The organism is Actinomycetota bacterium (genome assembly GCA_035765775.1).
Lineage (GTDB): Bacteria > Actinomycetota > CADDZG01 > JAHWKV01 > JAOPZY01 > DASTWV01.
In genome coordinates, this window is sequence record DASTWV010000040.1 from 116,285 (window position 1) to 134,059 (window position 17,775).

At 70.9% G+C, this 17,775-nt stretch carries 16 protein-coding genes; 5 read left to right on the forward strand and 11 right to left on the reverse strand.

Going from position 1 to position 17,775, the window contains the following annotated elements:
• The first annotated feature begins 3 nt into the window (after positions 1 to 3).
• Complete coding sequence (locus tag VFW71_08710) at positions 4 to 2,250, forward strand: transglutaminaseTgpA domain-containing protein (protein HEU5002845.1); 2,247 nt, start codon at positions 4 to 6, stop codon at positions 2,248 to 2,250.
• A gap of 35 nt (positions 2,251 to 2,285) precedes the next feature.
• Here the strand turns inward: VFW71_08710 and VFW71_08715 are convergent, their stop codons facing one another.
• From VFW71_08715 to VFW71_08745, 7 genes are all read right to left on the reverse strand, one after another.
• Positions 2,286 to 3,005 carry a MerR family transcriptional regulator gene (locus VFW71_08715; protein HEU5002846.1) on the reverse strand — a complete coding sequence of 240 codons (720 nt, stop codon included), beginning with the start codon at positions 3,003 to 3,005 and terminating at the stop codon, positions 2,286 to 2,288.
• An 87-nt stretch (positions 3,006 to 3,092) separates the two neighbouring features.
• The gene (locus VFW71_08720) at positions 3,093 to 3,464 is read right to left on the reverse strand and encodes a DUF3040 domain-containing protein (protein ID HEU5002847.1); all 372 of its coding nucleotides are present in this window, start codon (positions 3,462 to 3,464) and stop codon (positions 3,093 to 3,095) included.
• Positions 3,465 to 3,614: 150 nt separating this feature from the next.
• Positions 3,615 to 4,832 (reverse strand): DNA polymerase IV, encoded by a 1,218-nt coding sequence (gene dinB / locus VFW71_08725; protein HEU5002848.1) that lies wholly within the window; start codon positions 4,830 to 4,832, stop codon positions 3,615 to 3,617.
• On the reverse strand, positions 4,829 to 8,077 hold the full coding sequence (locus VFW71_08730; protein ID HEU5002849.1) for a DNA polymerase III subunit alpha: 3,249 nt from the start codon (positions 8,075 to 8,077) through the stop codon (positions 4,829 to 4,831). Before VFW71_08730 ends, dinB begins: the two co-directional genes overlap by 4 nt.
• A gap of 106 nt (positions 8,078 to 8,183) precedes the next feature.
• Positions 8,184 to 8,507: a DUF6504 family protein gene (locus tag VFW71_08735; protein HEU5002850.1), complete on the reverse strand. Its 324-nt coding sequence runs from the start codon at positions 8,505 to 8,507 to the stop codon at positions 8,184 to 8,186.
• Between the two features lie 103 nt (positions 8,508 to 8,610).
• Positions 8,611 to 9,024: a PIN domain-containing protein gene (locus tag VFW71_08740; GenBank protein HEU5002851.1), complete on the reverse strand. Its 414-nt coding sequence runs from the start codon at positions 9,022 to 9,024 to the stop codon at positions 8,611 to 8,613.
• Entirely contained in the window at positions 9,012 to 9,299 is a 288-nt protein-coding gene (locus VFW71_08745; protein HEU5002852.1) for a CopG family transcriptional regulator, read from the reverse strand. The genes VFW71_08740 and VFW71_08745 overlap by 13 nt, the downstream gene beginning before the upstream one ends.
• 179 nt (positions 9,300 to 9,478) lie before the next feature.
• Between VFW71_08745 and VFW71_08750 the strand changes: the two genes are divergently transcribed.
• Positions 9,479 to 10,597 carry a hypothetical protein gene (locus VFW71_08750; GenBank protein ID HEU5002853.1) on the forward strand — a complete coding sequence of 373 codons (1,119 nt, stop codon included), beginning with the start codon at positions 9,479 to 9,481 and terminating at the stop codon, positions 10,595 to 10,597.
• A 167-nt stretch (positions 10,598 to 10,764) separates the two neighbouring features.
• On the opposite strand, the gene VFW71_08755 is transcribed toward VFW71_08750, so the two are convergent.
• Positions 10,765 to 11,067, reverse strand: a complete 303-nt coding sequence (locus tag VFW71_08755) for a metal-sulfur cluster assembly factor (protein ID HEU5002854.1) — start codon at positions 11,065 to 11,067, stop codon at positions 10,765 to 10,767.
• Positions 11,068 to 11,130: 63 nt separating this feature from the next.
• On the opposite strand from VFW71_08755, the gene VFW71_08760 reads away from it, so the two are divergent.
• Positions 11,131 to 11,307, forward strand: coding sequence for a hypothetical protein (locus VFW71_08760; protein HEU5002855.1), 177 nt, complete (start codon positions 11,131 to 11,133; stop codon positions 11,305 to 11,307).
• Between the two features lie 15 nt (positions 11,308 to 11,322).
• On the opposite strand, the gene cax is transcribed toward VFW71_08760, so the two are convergent.
• The gene (gene cax, locus VFW71_08765) at positions 11,323 to 12,381 is read right to left on the reverse strand and encodes a calcium/proton exchanger (GenBank protein HEU5002856.1); all 1,059 of its coding nucleotides are present in this window, start codon (positions 12,379 to 12,381) and stop codon (positions 11,323 to 11,325) included.
• 41 nt (positions 12,382 to 12,422) lie between these two features.
• On the opposite strand from cax, the gene VFW71_08770 reads away from it, so the two are divergent.
• Positions 12,423 to 13,217 (forward strand): glycosyltransferase, encoded by a 795-nt coding sequence (locus VFW71_08770; protein HEU5002857.1) that lies wholly within the window; start codon positions 12,423 to 12,425, stop codon positions 13,215 to 13,217.
• Here the strand turns inward: VFW71_08770 and thiE are convergent.
• Both thiE and VFW71_08780 read right to left on the reverse strand, forming a co-directional pair.
• Entirely contained in the window at positions 13,152 to 13,871 is a 720-nt protein-coding gene (gene thiE / locus VFW71_08775; GenBank protein ID HEU5002858.1) for a thiamine phosphate synthase, read from the reverse strand. The two genes, VFW71_08770 and thiE, sit on opposite strands and share 66 nt — an antisense overlap.
• A gap of 79 nt (positions 13,872 to 13,950) precedes the next feature.
• Complete coding sequence (locus VFW71_08780) at positions 13,951 to 15,567, reverse strand: hypothetical protein (protein HEU5002859.1); 1,617 nt, start codon at positions 15,565 to 15,567, stop codon at positions 13,951 to 13,953.
• A gap of 1,230 nt (positions 15,568 to 16,797) precedes the next feature.
• Here VFW71_08780 and VFW71_08785 point away from each other — a divergent pair.
• On the forward strand, positions 16,798 to 17,775 hold a 978-nt coding region (locus VFW71_08785; protein HEU5002860.1), incomplete at its 3' end, for a hypothetical protein.

The following is a 17,775-nucleotide window of genomic DNA, read 5'->3' on the forward strand; positions in this document are numbered from 1 at the left end:
GGCGTGACCCGGGAGGGCGAGAGCCGCCTGGTCCTGGCCCTGGCCCTGGTGGCCGGGGCGACGATCTTCGCCTACACCCGGGTGTTCGCCGGGCACTCCTGGCTGATCCCGGCCCTCGCGGCCGCCTGGGGGTCGCTGGCGCTCACCCGCGGGCTGGTGCGCCTGAAGGTGCAGCCCAGCCTCCTGGTGGCCGTGCTGCTGGTGGCGGGCGCCGTCCTCGTTCTGGTCGTGGTGTTCCCCTCGGCCACGCTGTACGGCCTGCCGACCGGAGGGGCGATCCGGACGGCGCTCGACGCCGCCCGGGCCGCCGAGAAGCAGATCTCGGCGGTCACCGCCCCCATCCCGGTGTCCTCCGGGTTCCTCGCCCTGGCGATGGCCGCCTCGTGGCTGGCGGGCTGCCTGTCGGCATCCCTGCTCGGCACCACCAGCCAGCGCCGCCCGGAGGGGGCTGCCCAGTCCGGCCTGTCGCCCTCGCTGATCGCCCCGGTGCCCTGGATCATCCTGTTCGCCGTCGCCGCCGGGGTCGGCCAGGGCGGGAACCGGCTGGTGGCGGTCGGCGTGTTCTTCGCCTCCGTGTTGGCCTACCTGCTCGCCGAGGGCTGGAGCAGCATCGGCCACCTGCCCAAGCTGGACGGGGCCGTGCGCCTCGGGGTGGTCTCGCTGGCGGGCGCCCTGATCCTGCCCAACGTGGTGCCGGGCTACCGGTCCGGCCCGATCTTCCCGTGGGCCCGGCTGGGGCCGACCACCGAGACCACGGTCAGCCCGTTGGTGCAGATCAAGCCCTTCTTGCTGCAGCAGTCCAACGTCACCCTGTTCCACGTCCAAGCCAGCGACCCGGTCTACTGGCGGCTGACCTCCCTGGACCAGTTCACCGGCCAGGCGTGGATGTCTTCGGGCAGCTACAACGCGGCGAGCGGGACCCTGTCCTCGCCGGCGCCCGGCATCACCAACACCGTGGTCCGCCAGAGCTACCACATCGCCTCGCTGGGGGGGATCTGGGTCCCGGCCGCCTTCAAGCCCACCCGGGTGCAGGGCCTGTCCACCTCGCTGGACCAGGACTCGCAGACCCTGATCGTCGCCTCAGGGTCCTCGCTGCACCCGGGCGCCGCCTACTCGGTCACCTCGGCGGCACCCGAGCCCACCGGCGATGAGCTGGTCGCCGCCGGCGCCGGGACCCCGCGCGGGGCGGCCGACACCGCCCTGCCGGCGTCCACCGTCGCCGAGATCCGCCCGATCGTGAACCAGGTGGTGAACGGGGCCACGGGGGCCTACGACCAGGCGGTGGCGGTGCAGGACTACCTGCGCAGCTTCACCTACGACGAGTCGGTCCCCGCCGGCTCCGGCACGGACTACCTGTACACGTTCCTGACCCAGACCAAGCGGGGCTACTGCGAGCAGTTCGCCGGGGCGATGGCGGTGATGCTGCGCATCCTCGGGATCCCCTCCCGGGTGGCGGTCGGCTTCCTGCCCGGGACCCAGGGGCCGGGCATCAACGGCCTGGCCGACTACACCGTGACCGGCAAGGACGCCCACGCCTGGCCCGAGGCCTACTTCAGCGGCATCGGATGGGTGGCCTTCGAACCCACCCCCCGGCCCGGTCTGGTGCCGCCGGCGTACACCATCCCCGCCCAGCCGGTCCAGGACCAGCAGCCCCCGTCCGAGCAACCCACCCCGGCGGCCACCAGCCCGGACACCGGGCCGGCGGCCGCCTCGCCCACCACCGCCCCCCAGTCCCGCCACAACCAGGTGCCCCAGCCCGTGGCCCATCACCACCAGAGCGCGGCGGAGCGGGCCGCCGAGGATGTCGTCCTGCTCCTGGTGCTGGGCCTGGCGCTGCTGTTCGGCGCCCGGGAGGCCCGCCTCCGCCTGCCGGAGTGGCTGGCGCGCACTCCCCAGGAGAAGGCGATCGCCATCTACGACGAGTTCGCCTTGCGGGCGGCCGACGCCGCCCGCAGCCGGACGCGGGGCGAGACGGTGGCGGAGTACGCCCGGGTGGTGGTGCAGGAATGCGGCGTGCCGCCGGCCCCGGTCCAGGCGGTGACGCTGGCGTACCAGCAGGCGATCTACGCCCGGCAGGGGCCGGGCGCGGACGTGGTTCACATGGCGAGGGCCGCCAACCGTGATCTCCGCAGGCTCCTCTTCCGGAAGGCTACCTGGCGGGGAAGGGTCCGGCTGGCCCTCTCCCCACACCCCTTGTTCACCCGGGTCACCCGGTCCGCACCCCGGGGTGCCCCGGGGTACGCCCGGTAGACCCGGGTCACTCTGCTGCTCGTCCAGCGCGGCTGTTAGCCCAGCGCTCCCCGCTCCAGGAGCGCGTCCTCGGCCGCCCGCAGGGTGGCGACGAATTCTTCCCGGTCACGCAGGAATTCGGCGACGCCCTGGTCGAGGTTCCTGGTGATCTCGTCGATCGCCAGGAAGAACGCCATCTGGCCCTGGCGCAGGGCGTCGAGAATCTCGCCGTCGTCGTTGGCGATCCGGAAGATCGACTGGCCGTCCGTGATCAGCTTGATTCCTGCCAGATGCTCTTCGAGACCCGCCTTCTCGCGTAGATACTTGTAGGCACGCCGGACTCGCTGCAACGACATCCCGCCATCCAGCAGGGCCCGCACGACCTTGAGCGCCACCAAGTCCCGGAAGGAATACAAGCGCCGCACGCCGGGGCGCCCCCCTGTGGACTGGATGCTCGGCCGGACGAGCCCGATCTGATCCCAATACCGGAGTTGATGTGTAGTGCAACCCGTGAATTGACAAGCCTGCAGGACTGTGAATCCCTCCACCTGACCCCTTTCCGCAAGAGATGCCGCGCCCGACCCCGGGGAAGAGGGAAGTGCGAACAGGACGATCGATCTTGCACTTCTAGCAAACCCACCGGCGCCGGGCAAGTCCGAAAGCGGGCTTTTCCGCCAGGCCGCGAAACTTTCCAAAGAGTGCATCGCACAGCGCCGCCCCAGCCCCCGGATCGGGGGGTTCCCGACCAGGTGGCGGCCAGAACACAGCCAGAACATCAGGTGAACAGAAGGTGAACGAGCGGTCGGGTCGAGGACGGCGCGCCAACGGGAGGGAATGGCCTGAGCGGGTGGGGGGGAGCCGGGCTACTCGCCGTCCCGGCGGCGGAGCCGCCGGATCCGGCCGGGGACGTCCTTCAACCGCTTCCCGATGCCGTCGCCACCCGCCCGCCGGGCTGCCCGCTCCTCGCCGCTGCGCCGCAGGCCGTGGTAGGCCAGCGTGGCGCCGAGCAGCATGAGGAGGAACGAGGGCACCCCGAGCCAGAGGGTGGGGTCGATGAAGAAGCCGAAGAGGGCGGCGAAACCCAAGACGAAGAGGATGATCCCCCGCCGCAGGCTGTGGGCCGACTGGCCCTTGCGGGCACGGCTCGCCACCGTCCGGGCGAACTTCGGATCCTGCTCGTAGAGCTGGCGCTCGATTTCCTCGAGGATCTTCTGTTCGTGCTCGGAGAGAGGCATGACCTCGGTGGTTCCCCTCTAGTTGGCCGGACGAGCATCGCCTGGTGCCCGGCCGGGCCCCTCCTCACTGGCGGGCCGGCTGGCCTCCAGACCTTTGATTATAAGGTCACAGACGCCTCTGCGGGACCCCCCAGAGGTGCCGGTGCGCCTTCATGGAAGAAGCGTACCCAGCTGCACGGCATGGTCCCCGAAGCGGCGGCGGATTTCGTCGAGGGCACCCTCGGCCGCCGGCCAGCGCGGACCGCCCTCCAGGGAGATCTGCTCCGAGGCCGGCCAGTCGCCCAGCTGGCCCACCGAAACGCCCAGAAGGCGCACCCTCACATTGGAGGGGCTGGTGGCCGACGCCTTCAGTGCGGTGGCGCACAGGCTCCGGGCGGTGGCATAGATCGGGGCCGTGGAGTCCACCTCCCAGGCCAGGGTCCGTGCCCGGGTCACCGTCACGAAGGAGGCGTAGCGCACCTTCACCGTGATGGTCCGGCCGCTGATGCCCTGCCCGCGCAGCCGGGAGGACACCCGGTCGGCCAGGCCCAGCAGGCCCCGGGCGATCTCCTCGTCGGCCACCAGGTCCCGCTCGAAGGTCTCCTCGGCCCCCACCGACTTGCGGGGCGGGTCGGCCACCACCCTACGGTCGTCGATCCCCGCCGCCAGCTTGGCGATCTGGGTACCGAGCGACCCGAGCGCCCGGGTAAGCGTCTCGGGGGGCACCGCCGCGATGTCGCCGATGGTACGCAGGCCCAGGCGGTCCAGCAGCTCCTTGGTGCGTTCCCCCACCCCCCACAGCTCGCCCGCGGGGAGCGGGTGCAGGAAGGCCTCGACCCGGTCGGGCTCGACCAGCACCAGCCCGTCCGGCTTCGCCCGCCGGGAGGCCAGCTTGGCGAGGAACTTGTTGGGCGCCAGCCCGGCGGAGACCACCAGACCGGTGGCCTCGGTGACTGCGTGGCGGAGCGCCCGGGCCAGCTCCACGGGCCCGTCGGGGCCGGGCCACATCCGGCTGGCCCCCCGGAGGTCGAGGAAGGCCTCGTCCAGGGCGAGGGGCTCCACCACCGGCGAGAACGAGTCGAAGACCTCCCGCACCATCCGGGAGTAGCGGGGGTAGGCCTCGAAGTCCGGGGAGACGAAGATGCCGTGCGGGCAGAGCCGGCGGGCCCGGGAGGTCGGCATCGCCGAGGTGACCCCGAACCGGCGGGCCTCGTAGGAGGCCGAGGTGACCACGCCGCGGGACGACGTGCCCCCCACGATGACCGGCTTGCCGGCCAGGGAGGGGTTCTTCAGGATCTCGACCGAGGCGTAGAAGGCGTCGAGGTCGGCGTGCAGCACAGGCGTCGGCCATCGCTCCGCCTCCGGCACGGCTGTCTCGGGCCGGCTCACCGGCCCGCCGACCCCGGGCTGGCGTGCCAGAACTTGACGGCCGGGCCCCGATCCTGCTGGCCGCCCTCCTTCTTCAGCTTCGCCAGGTCGATGACCTCCTCCCCCACCACCGACACCCCCCGGGCCCCCGTCCGGCGCAGGGTGCCCCGTACGGCGAGTATCCACCCGTCGAACACGCACCGGGCGTAGCGGGCCTGGGCCTCCTCGAACAGGGCGATCTCGGCGACCCCGGTCCCGTCGTCCAGCGACAGGAAGATCACCCGCTTGCCCGAGCGGATTGGCGGGGTCTGGGTGGCCACCTTCACCCCGGCCACCACGATCGGCGTGTTGCCCCGGCGCCGGAGGAGCTGGGCGGCCGGCGTCCAGCCCACTTGGCGCAGCTCCTCGCCGTAGAACTCGACCAGGTGGTGGGAGGCGTCCATGCCCAGCACCTCCAGCTCGGCCTCCACCCGCTCCCGGGGCGTGTAGTCCGCCAGGCCGGGGAGGCGGATCTGTTCGGCGACGGCCAGGTCGAAGCTCAGCTGCGTCACTCCGGCGCTCCGCCCCTGGCTACGCTGTCCCCCCTCCCGCTCCCGGGCAGCCCAGGCCTCCTCGATCTGCCACCACAGCTCCCTTCTTGGCCGTCGGGTGATCGAGTCGAACGCCCCGCAGTGCACCAGGGCCTCCACCACTGGCCGGGAGACCGCCGCCCGCCGGCAGAAATCGCCGAAGTCCTTCCAGGGGCGGCCCTGCAGGATCGAGGCGATCTCGTCCTTCGAGATGCCCTTGACGTCCTGGAGGGCGAGGCGGATGCCGGCACCCTCCGTTTCGTGATCCAGAGGCGTTCGTTCCACCCGGTAGTCCGCCCAGGAGGCGTTGACGTCCACACCCAGGATCGGCACCCCGTGCGCCCGGGCGTCGGCGAGGATCGCCCGCCGGGGGTACATCCCGGGGTCATGGGTCAGCACCCCGCAGTAGAACTCGGCCGGGTGGTGGGCCTTCAGCCAGCACGACTGGTAGGTGGGCACGGCGAACGCCGCGGCGTGCGCCTTGCAGAACCCGAAGGAGGCGAAGGCGGCCAGCTCCTTCCAGACCCGCTCGGCCGCCTCCCGCTTCCAGCCCCGGGCCACCGCCTGGTCCAGCAGCTCGGGGCCGACGGTGGCCAGCGCCTCCGGCTTGTCGAGGAGCCGGCGGATGCGGTCGGCCTCGCCCAGGTCCCTGCCGTTCATGGCGGCGATGATCCGCATCACCTGCTCGTGGTAGACGACCACGCCTTGGGTCTCGGCCAGGATCGGCCGGAGCGACGGGTGGGCGTAGGCCGCCGGCGCCAGGCCCATGCGGCGCTCGATGAAGGGCCGCACCATGTCGGACTTCATCGGGCCCGGGCGGAACAGCGAGATGTCGACGATCAGGTCCTCGAAGGCGTCGGGCTGGAACTTGCCCAGCAGCTCCCGCTGGCCGGGCGACTCGATCTGGAAGCACCCGAGGGTGTCCGAGGCCCGGATCAGGTCGAAGGTGGCCCCGTCGGTGCGCTCCAGGGTGTCGATGTCGGGCCGGGTGCCGTCGATCCGCTCGACCTCGTCCAGGGTGTGGGCGATCGTCGAGAGCATGCGCACCCCCAACACATCGAGCTTGGCCAGCCCGAGGGCCTCAACGTCGTCCTTGTCGAACTGCGAGACCAGGAACCCCTCGTAGGAGCGCTGCATCGGCATGAGGGCGGGGAGGGCCTCGTCGGAGAGGATCACCCCGGAGGGGTGCAACGCCAGGTGGCGGGGGTAGCCATCGAGGCGGGAGGCCAGGTCGAAGAGGGTCTCCAGCCGGGAGGCGGGCAGGGTGAGCTCGGCCACCTCGGGCAGCGCCTCCAGGGCATCGGGGATGGCGCCCGCCGAGATGTGCGGGAAGGCCTTGGCCACCAGGTCCACCTCGCTGGGCGGCAGCCCGAGGGCCTTGCCCACCTCCCGCAGGGCGGCCCGGGCCCGGAAGGTCTCCATCATCGCCACCATGGCGCAGCGCTTGCCGTAGGTGGCCAGGATGTAGGCGTTGACCTCCTCCCGGCGGGCGGACTCGAAGTCCACGTCGATGTCGGGGATCTCCTTGCGGTGCTCGTTCAGGAAGCGCTCGAAGACCAGGCCGTAGCGGATCGGGTCCACGTCGGAGATCCCCAGCACGAAGGCCACCAGCGACCCGGCCGCCGACCCCCGGCAGGCACACCGGATGGCGAGCTCCTTCTTGGCATGCTCGACGATGTCGGCCACCAGCAGGAAGTAGCCGCAGAACCCGCCCCGCCGGATGGCCCGCAGCTCGGTCTGGAGGCGGTCCTCGATGGTCCGGGTGAGCTTTCCCGCTACCGGGGGGTAGCGCCGCCGGACCCCCTCCCAGCACCGGCGGGCGAGGATCTCGGTGGAGGACATCGTCCCGGAGGCCCCGCCCCGTTCGGCGGGCAGCGAGGGGAAGTGGAAGGTGCCGAAGGGCAGCTCGTAGGCACAGCGCTCCGCCACCCGGGCGGCCCCGGCGATGGCCTCCGGCGGGTGCAGCGCCCGCATGGCGGCCGGGGGCTTCAGGTCGTACTCGGCGTTGGTCCGGGGGGCGGTGGCGGGCGAGAGCGCCACGATGCGCCGGATGCAGTCCAGCACCTCGTGCATGACGGCGTCGGAGCGGTCGGCGTAGTGCACGTTGTTGGTGGCCACCACGTCGGCCCCCAGCTGCCGGGCGATGTCGAGCAGGTGGGCGGTGCGCTCGGCGTCGCCCGGTTCCAGGTGGTTGGCGACCTCGATGGCGAAGTCCGCCCCGAACACCTCCCGCCAGCGCCGGGCCGCGGCGGCGGCCTCCTCGGCCCGCCCGAGCCCCGCCAGCCAGGGCACCTCCCCCCGGGTGCAGCCCGAGAGCGCCACCAAGCCCTGGGCGTGCTCGGCGATCGCCGCGAAGCTGGTCCGGGGCCGCCGGCCGGGAGGCAGCGACTGCGCCCGCTCGTCGAGGTGCATGGCGGTCACCAGGGCGCACAGGTTGGCCCACCCCTGGGCGTCCTTGGCCAGCAGGACGGCGTGGTAGCCCTCACCCCACTCCACCTCGGCGCCCAGGATGGGGCGGATCCCTGCCGCCCGGCAGGCCTGCGAGAAGCGCACCGCCCCGTACATGCCGTCGTGGTCGGTGAGCGCCAGCGCCCCCATGCCCTGCTCGGCGGCCCGCTGGGCGAGGTCGTCCACCCGGGCCGCCCCTTCCCGGAGCGAGTAGTGGGAGTGGACATGGAGATGGACGAAGGGATCCACTGAATTCAGGTGGGTTCTCGGGCGGGACCGGGCGCGAGTGCAGATGGCGAGTGCAGATGGCGAGTGCAGATGGCGAGGAAGGGGTAGGCGGCCTAGTGCGGTGCCCTCAGTCCCACACCCTCGCCAGCCGCCAGGCCTTGGCCCCGGTGGGCCCGGGGGCTCCTGTGGGCCCGGAGACGCCGGAAGCGGTCAGGCGGTCGAAGGTAAGGTCATAGGTAAGGTCGTAGACGCCTCCCTCCGCCTCGACCCGGAAGCACTCCCGGTCCCGCGCGCGCTGCGGGTCCCACCACTCCCCTGCCTCCCTCCAGTACTTGAGGAGGCCCCCGACGACGTAGCGCCGCCCCCGCCAGGAGAACGCCGAAGGCTGGCGCAGGCCGGGCCCTGGTTCGGCCCATTCGACGTCGATCTGGTCGTTGTAGCGTTTGGTCACAGGGCGTCCTCGAACGTGTGTTCCGAGAGGGGAGGAGCACCGTACACCTGTTCGTGCAGCCCTGTCAAGATCGGGAAAACGTGAGCCGGAAGGGTGAGGCCGGTCAGGGAAGGAGCTCGAAGGCCGCCCGGTGGGACGGGCACACCACGCTGAAGTGGCGCCGATCGAGCGTCACGATCACGCCAATCCCCAGCCGTTCGGCTGCCGCCACGATGGATGCATCGACCGTCCCGAGCGGCAGGTCCCGGTAACGGGCCACCAGGGTGGCCATGCGCAGCCAGTCCGCGGCGTGGACCGGCTCTGCGATCAGTGTCCCGGCGGCGAGATCTCCCAAGAAACGCACCTCGGCCTCGACACCCAGCCGGGTTGCCGCCAGATAGGAGACTTCCGATACGACCAGCGTGGGCACCATCAACGGCCCGGGATGCTGCTCCAGGAGCGCCCGGCTCGCCGCATGGTGCCGGTCGTCGGCATCGATGGCGGCGTACAGGGGCCCGGCGTCGACTAGGACGGCGATCTTCCGGGCTCCCTCTGCCCGAGTTCCTGCTGCCCGAGTTCCTGCTGCCCGAGTTCCTGCCGCAGAATCTCTTCGAGAATGTCAGAGATGTCGCTGCGCCCACTGCGGCCTGCCCCCGCTGACAGAAGTTGCCGGCGGGCGGGCCCATCGGCGGCGCTCAGATACTGCGTGATGGCGGCACGTGTCACCTCGGACACGGTCCGGCCGCTGCTCTGCGCCTCGTGGCGGAGCAGAGCGTCAAGCTCGTCCGGCAGTTTCACGGTGGTCCGCCTCATGGTATGCCAGCATACCAACGGAGACGCAGCCTGCAAAGCATCGCCGAGCGAGTCGGAGTCTGTGAGTGCTGAGGTCCCTATAGCACCCCTAAACACTCACAGGCGACAAGGGCACGGGATCCGGGGGGTTGCCGCCCCCGCGTGCCAGGATTCGTGCGGGGGTGTCGAAGGGGCGCGTCGTGAGAAGGCGGGCACGGTCGGTGGTCGTGGGCCTGGCGGCCCTCGTCCTTGCCGCGTGCGGCCCGGCCGCCCGCACCACCGTATCGGCCACCTCGCCGCCCGCAGTCGGCGCCCTCACCCTCCTGGACAGCTCTTGGACCAGCCCGCAGGCGGGCTGGGTGCTGGCCGATGGCTCGTGCGGGGGAGCGCTGTGCGCAGTCGTGCTGCACACCACCGACCGTGCGGCCACCTGGCGCCGGGTCGCCGCCCCGGCCGACCCCTCCCTGACCGGCCTCCGGTTCGTCGACGGCCACATCGGCTATGCCATGAGTGCTTCGGCGGTCTATCTCACCACCGACGGAGCCCGCACCTGGCACCGGGTCGGTGCGCCTGCGCTGGTGGAGGACCTGGAGACCAGCGGCCGCTCGGTGGTCCTGGTCGGGGCGGACTCGAGCGGCTGCCCGGGACCGTGCAACGCCTACGTCCTCACCGCCACGGCGGGGACGGCCACCTGGCACACCCTTCCCGCCCCGGCCATCGCCCAGGGCGTCCGGGACGACGTCAGCGTCCAGGGCTCCTCGCTGGTCCTGGCCGCCTACGGCCAGACCGCGGGCGGGGCCGGCTTGGCGCACACCCGCCTCGCCCGCTCGAGCGACGGCGGAGCCACCTGGTCGACCGCCGCCGACCCGTGTCGCACCGGGCCGGAGGGCGAGGACGACACCACCGCGGTCACCTCCGCCCCGGGCGGGGTGGTCGCCGTGCTGTGCGTGCCCCGGACGGCGCAGTTCTCGCCGCCGTTCGTACTCCTGTCCGCCGACGGGGGGGCCACCTTCGGCGCCCGGCGGCGCCTCCCGCTAGCGGTCCAGGGCTCGTCGGTCGTCCTGGCCCTGGGGGCGGGGGCGGCCGGCGACCTGTCCGTGGCGGCCCTGGACGGCAGCCGCTACGTCGTCCTCGTCTCCCACAACGGCGGCGCGAACTGGACCCACAGCTTGAGCGTGCCGGCCCCCAGCGAGGGTGCCGCCGGGGCGTTCGTCACCTACTCGGATGCCACCCATGCGGCGCTGGGGTTCCAGACCGGATCGCTGTGGACCACCGCCGACGGGGGCGACACCTGGACGGCGTCGATGCCGAAGGCCTAGGCGCACTGGGGCGGGGCCGGCGATCGGGTGGCGCCGGGGCCGGGTGGGCGAACAAGGTTCTGGGGACTTTCTGCCGTCGTTTTGGCGGAGAAACGTCCCCAGAACTCTTCGACAAACTGCCTGACTAACGCGTATTCGACTGAACGGCGGCCGCCGGCGCCTCGGATCTAGAAGAATCCCAGCGCGCTCTTGGCGAACTCCGACATCTTTTCCGGCCCCCAGGGCGGCTGCATGGTCATGGTGGCGGTCACCGAGCTGATGCCCTCCATGCCTCCAACCGCCTCCCGGATCTCCTGCTCGAACAACGGGCCGACCGGGCACCCCATCGACGTAAGCGTATAGGTGACGAGGGCATTGCCCTCCTCGTCCACAGCCACGTCGTACACCAGCCCGAGATCGACGATGTTGATCCCGATCTCGGGGTCGGTCACCACCTTGAGCGCCTCACGGACCTGCTCGACGGTTGCCATGGCTCCATCTTAAGCCGGCCGGGCAGCCCAGTGCGCCGGGAGTCCCCCGAATGGGTGGAGAACATGAGCCGGTTGAGGGATGGGCAGAGTCCGGCGGAAGGCACCTCGACCAGCACCATTCAGGTCACGATGCCAGCCGGCTGGGACATCATCCGCTTCCTCTTCAACGTCACCCAGGGCGCGAACACGTTGGCGACCCAGGTCGATGTCGTCACCCAGGTGCCGCCCTCCACGCCCTAGCCCTACCCCCTTGCCCTACCCCCCCGGCAGGAAGAACACCGAGGTGGCGATGATGGCGTAGGCCGCCACCAGCTGCGCCCCCTCCAGCCAGTCGCTGCGCCCGTCCCGGGAGATCAGCGACACGATCAGGGTGGAGATGCCCACCGCGGCGACCTCGAAGCCCGAGAAGAAAAAATCGATCGGCTTGCGCACGGCGAGGGAGAAGAAGACCAGCAGGGGCGCCACGAACAGGGCGATCTGGGTGCTGGAGCCCACTGCCACCTCGATGGCGACGTCCATCTGGTCGCGCAGCCCGAAGCGGACGGCGCTGGCGTGCTCGGCGGCATTGCCCACGACTGGCACGATGACGAACCCGACGAAGGTGGTCGGCAGGGCGAGGGCCTTGACCGCGGGGTCCAGCGAGCCCACCAACAGGTCGCTCAGCACCGCGATCGCCACCGCCGCGCCGGCCAGCAGTACCGTCGCCCCGGGCCGGGACCACCGGGCTGTGGCCTCGGACACCGGGATGCCCAGCACGTCTTTGTGGGTGCGGAACGAGAACAGCAGGGACGCCAGGTAGAGGGCGATGAGGATGCCGGCCACCGCCCCGGACACCCCCTCCCGGGAGCCGAGGCTGGCGTGCGGGGCGGCGTCGTGGATGAGGGCGGGCATGATCAAGCCCACCTCGGCCAGCACCAGCGAGACGGTGTGCACGCTGGCCACCTTGGCGTTGAACTCCTGCTCCTGGAACTTCATCCCCCCGGAGAGCAGTGCGGCGCCGAGGACCAGCAGGAGGTTGCCCACGATGGCCCCGGTGATGGCCAGCTTCACCACCTCGACCTGCCCGCCCAGGATCAGGAACGCCGACACGATCAGCTCGGGGAGGTTGGCGAAGGTGGCGTTGAGGAATCCCCCGATCCGGGGGCCGGCGTAGACCGCCAGGTCCTCGGTGGACTGCCCGATCAGGGCGGCGCACGGGATAATGCCGAGGACCGAGGCCACGAACACCAACCACTCGACCCCGGCGGCCTTGGCGCCCAGCGCGGCGGCGAGGGCCACCGCAACCCAGGCCACATTGAGCCGTACGTTGTCCACTGGGCCCAACCCTACAGAACACCACCGGGGAGACCCCGATATTGCTCACCGTCAGCGACCCCAACCTGCTCGCCTCCCGCCTCGAGGAGCCGGCGGCGTGCGCGGTCAGCGTGCTGACCCTGAACGCCGGGTGGCCCGAGGACCTGCGCCGCCTGGCATCCGCCCTGGCGGCGACCAGCGCCGGCGTGGACTACGAGCTCCTGGCCGCCGCCAACGCCTCGGCCCAGGTGGCCGGCACCATCGAGGATCTGGCCGCCGCCGACGGGCGGGTCCGGGGGCTGGCGTTCACCCAGCACGTCGGCTTCGGTGCCGCCCGGACGGCGGCGCTCGGCCAGGCCCGGGGGCAGATCGTGGTGATCGCCGACACGTCGGTCGAGCCGACCGGTGACGCCCTGGGCCCGCTGGCGGGCCTCCTCGAGGATCCCGGGGTGGGGCTGGTGGGCAGGTGGGGGCTGCGCTCGACCGACCTGCGGGACTTCCAGGAGATCGTGGGCGGCGAGGTCGACGCCCTCCAGGCCTACTGGATGGCGTGCCGGCGGGAGGACGCCCGCACGGTAGGGGGGTTCGACCCGAAGTTCAAGTTCTACCGCAACGCCGACATCGACTGGTCGCTGCGCTGGCGGGCGGCGGGCTACCGCCTGGTGGCCGCCGATCTCCCCCTGGAGCGCCACGCCCACCGGGAGTGGGAGGCGCTGAGCCCCGACGACCGGGAGCGCAAGAGCCGGGACAACTTCGCCCGCCTCCTGCGCACCTGGCGGGACCGGACCGACCTACTGGTCCATGGATCCCGATCTGCCGGTGCGCAGGGCGCGCAGCAGCCCGGCGGCGGCGCCTGAGGGGTCCGGGGCGTCGGTCAGCGCCCGCACCACCGCCACCCGGGTGGCCCCGGCGTCCACCACCTGGGCGATGTTCGCCTGGTCGATCCCCCCGATGGCGAACCAGGGGCGCCGGACCGCCCCTGCCGCCCGGTTGACCAGTTCGAGGCCCACCGCCGGGCGCCCGGGCTTCGTCGGGGTGGCGAAGACCGGCCCGACTCCCAGGTAGTCGGCTTCGGGATCGGCATCCCCCCATTCCTCGAACCGGTGGGTCGAGAGCCCGATGAGGGGCTCCGGACCGAGCTGCGCCCGGGCCACCCGTACCGGGAGGTCGGCCTGACCCAGGTGGACCCCGTCGGCGCCAGCGGCGATGGCGAGATCCACCCGGTCGTTCACGACGAAGAGTGCCCCCGCCTCCGAGGTCCTCCGTCGCACCACCGCCGCCGCCGCCAGCAGCTCCCGGGCCTCCAGACGCTTGTCCCGGAGCTGGACGATGTCCACCCCGCCCTCCAAGACGGCACCCAGGAAGGCGTCGAGCCCGTCCACGACCGGCGTAACGAGGTACAGGCGGCATCCGCGCAACAAAAGCCGTGGATTCCCAGGCTTTTGGTGCGCGGATGGTTCTTCACGCACAGAGCCCCCCTTCACCCGAGTCCCCCTCACCTCTAGCGCCATCCCCCGGAATGCAAGGAGGCCGGGCCTTGCGGCCCGGCCTCCCACGTGTCCGGCGTGCTAGCGACTGGCGCTAGCCCCGCTATCTGCCTGAGTCGAACAGCACCTTCAGACCCCGCCAGCCGAAGGCTGCGGCGCCCAGCAGGATCAGGAGGGCGACTGCGTAGTACCGACCCGTCAGGCCACCGGTGACCGGCAGGACCGCACCGTTGGCGCTGTTGACGGCCGGGCCCGTGATGCTGGCGGACCCGATGGCCGGGACATTGACTGTCGAGGTGCCCTGGGCATTCCCGATGGCGCAGCTCGCCGTCACGTTGGCCGTCTCGGTCAGCGTCCCGCCGCCCGATCCGCTACTGAGGGTCATATTCACCACCAACTGTTTCGTCTGCCCCGGTGCGAGCGGGCCGATGTCGTTCCAGGTGAGGGTGCTCCCGGTCTTGGCGTTCTGCGCCGGGTTCGCACCGTCGATGGTGTAGCGGACGTTCCCCGTGGTGGTCAGGGTGTCGACCACCTTCACGCCGGTCAGGGTGCAGGCGTGCGGGTTGGTGACCGTGATGGTGTAGGTGAAGTGGTCACCGGGGTGCACCGTTGCCGGCTGGGCCGTCTTGGAGACGTCCACCTGGCAGATGAGGCCGCCGGCCGGCACGGTCGCCGAGGCTTCCATGTGGGCCACTGCGAGGTCGGCGACGTTGTGCGCCTGCAGCAGGGTGGCAACTGCGCCACCGACGCTCAGGCTGATCAGGTTCCAGTTGGCGGTCACCGAGGTGCCGTCAGCCGCAGCCTGGACGGTGGGCGGACCACCGAGCTGGATGTTGACGAGGCCCAGCAGCGGCAGGTTGATGCCGTTGGCGCCGAAGAGCTGGTCGGCGCTCAGGGTGAGAGCCGTGGTCTGGGCCGCCGTCTGGACGGTCACCAGCGGGGCGCCGCCAGTGTTGTGCAGCACGTAGGCGTCACCGGCGATGCCAGTGGCGACTGCCTTGAGGTAGATCGGGCCGATGACGGTGACGGTGATGAGGCCACCGAGCAGCGAGATCGGAGCGAACGTCTGGGTGTCGGAGGCCATGAGGCCGACGCTGTTGCCCGCCACGTTGCCGGCTGCGTCGGTCTGCGGGACGAAGTCCAGCTCCGACGTGTCGGTCAGGTCGCCGGGGGCGTTGACCACCGGGGTCGTGGTTCCCGAGCCCACTGCCTGGGCGTTGGCGGCGTGGCCGAAGCCCTGCGCCACCGGCTCACCGAGGATGCACCCGCTGGTGTCCCAGTTCGCCGTCGCACGGCCCTCGAGGAGGGTGGCGTCGACGATCGGGTTGAGTGCCCCGTTGAGGGAGATCTTGTGGTCCTGGGTCGAGTTCGGTGGTGCGTCCGCCGTTGCCTTCTGGTCGAGGATCAGCTGCGGGTTGGCCACCGGGGTCTTGTTGCCGAGGCCGAGTTCCACACCACTGCCCTGGGCACCGGACATCTTGCCCGGGTCCGCGGCCTGCACCACGGTGTCGATCTGCGAGTCGACCTCGGCGTTGAGGCCCTTCGAGTTGACGGCAGCGCCGCCGTAGGCCTGGTCCAGCTCCACCACGTTGCTCGAGCCCGAGTTGAGGGCATTCACGTGGACGGTGGCACCTGCTGCGTAGCCCGAGAACGCCGCCGTTGCCGCCTGAACCTGAGCCGAAGCGGGCGGGGCGCCGGTGAGACCAACCAGGGCGAGCATTGAGAGCGTCGCCGTCGAGGCGGTGATCCTCGCCCAAGTCTTCCTTGCGGAACGTGCTACCTCCACGCCTCCTCCTTCCGTTTCGGTACTCAATCCACCCTCCCTCTCCTCGGAACTTCCAGTGCTATCCATCTCTACCCTTCACTGTCCCCCCTAGTCAGGGGGGGCTCGGTGGTTCTTTGTAGTCCTTCTCAGTACCGGAAAACGCAGGATCGCCGGAAACTACATCCCTCCTCAACCAACTTGCCCAAAAAAATGCCAAACCGGGCACCATGTGGAGGACAATGGGATCAGTTAGCCCATTCGAGACACTCCCGACGCCTTACGTCCCCCCGCTACACCCTCCGATCCCGGCTGCCTTCCCGAGGGCCCCCCTGGGCGCCTGGGCCGAACGGCTGCTCCCCCCACCCGGGCGGTGGGTCGCGCCGGGCGCGGCACTGGCTCGATGGCCCCGGAGCACCGCATGTCAGCGACACCCTAGTGTGCGGAAGGGTACCCAGGCAAGTTTTCTCAGTAATTGTTCGGTTGTTCCGGCACGCTCCGCCGGAGATGCTCCGAGAGCAGGTTCGAGAGCAGGTCCGAGAGCCGGTCTGGGACTAGTCATCTCGGAGCACCCCACCCCCCGGCCCACCCCCGGCAGGGCCCCTCGGAACCCCTCCGGAGCGGCCGCCGACGGCCTCCAAACCTCGCCGGGCGGCCCACCGCGCTCCGTGGCCATCCGCCCGCGGCCGGATGGGCTCACCAATTTGGGTGAGGGCCCCGGCCACGGAGAGCGTCCGGAGGCCTTGCAGGCAGCCCCCCCGGAGCGCGACAGTAGCCCCACTGCTGGCCGAGATGACCGTTTTTGCGACCGCAGAGTCCCGGTTGGTCTCGCTTGCACCAAGATTTTGGTGGCAGGCAACAGAAAAGTGGTTCGCGCACCCGTGTGGTTTGGGAGGGGGCCCCGTTAATCCAGAGTGAAAGGGCTAGTTAAGTGCCCGAGCAGAGTGGCCGATCACATGAGGGATCGGCAAGACCGAAGGGAGGAACGGCTAGGTGAAAAGGTGGTTGGTGGTTCCATTTGCCGCGATGTTCCTGATGACCGCGTTTATTCCGGCGTCAAGCGCGGCGGAAGCGAGCGTGGTGTTTCTAGGTCAGGGGCAATCGGACGCCTTGCAGTTGTCCCTTCCCCTGCTGAACCTCCTCCCTGGGGTCAACGGGCTTCTCGGCACCCTTGCCAAGGGTCTGACCGTGGGTCACGACGAGACCACTTTCGAGGGACTTGCCCCGGCGCAGGCCAACGGCCTGGCGATCGGAGTGTGCGCGCTGCTCGGTAACAACCTGCTCAGCCTTCCCAGCGTCGGCTCGGGTGCCCTGCCGGGCAACCTGCCCGCGCTCGGGGCACTTCCGGTTCTCGGCGGCCTGCCGTGCACCGGGTCGGACCAGGTCGAGTCCGCCTCGACCGGCAACAACGGCTCGACCACCCAGCAGTGTGGTACGAACCTCAACATCGCCATCCTGACGATCAAGACGGCGTGCGCGTCGTCCATGTCGGCAGTGGTCGATGGCCGTCCCACCAGCGCCAACACCTCGGGCGTCGCGGAGATCGACATCTCCCTGGTTCCCACCGTGCTCGGCACCCTGGGCCTGAACAACCTGCTGGGCAGCCTCGGCCTCGGCCAGCTGACCGGCGACGGTAGTGGCGGTACGGCCGGTCCCCTGGGCAACCTGCCCGTCGTCGGCCCGCTGGTCAACCAGCTCCTCGGAGGCCTGCTCACCCCGGTGCTGCAGGGCAACCTCGGCGGCAGCCTGACCGGCAACCAGAGCACGGACCTGCTCGGCGCCGTCACCGGCCTCGTGCAGCAGGTGCTCGGCGGCGTCGGCAACCTCGTCAGCCTGCAGCTGGGCAACGGGTCGTCGAACCTCACCGCCAACGGCTCCGCCAGCACCGAGTCCGCCCAGGCGGCGGGCGCCACCGTCGGCCTGCTCGACAACCTCGTCCAGGTCTCGGTCGGTGCTGCCAACTCGCAGGTTGTGTGGAATGACGCCACCGGCCAGGCCACGTCCAGCGCCGCTCCGGCAATTGCACACATCAAGGTCGGCGACCCGCTGAACCTGACGGGCGCACCGCTTCTCGACCTCCCGGTCTCGATCCCGAGCCTCAGCGGGCTGCTCGGCGGGCTGCTCAGCTCGACCGACCAGGCCGGTGACCTCACCCTGCTGGCCGGC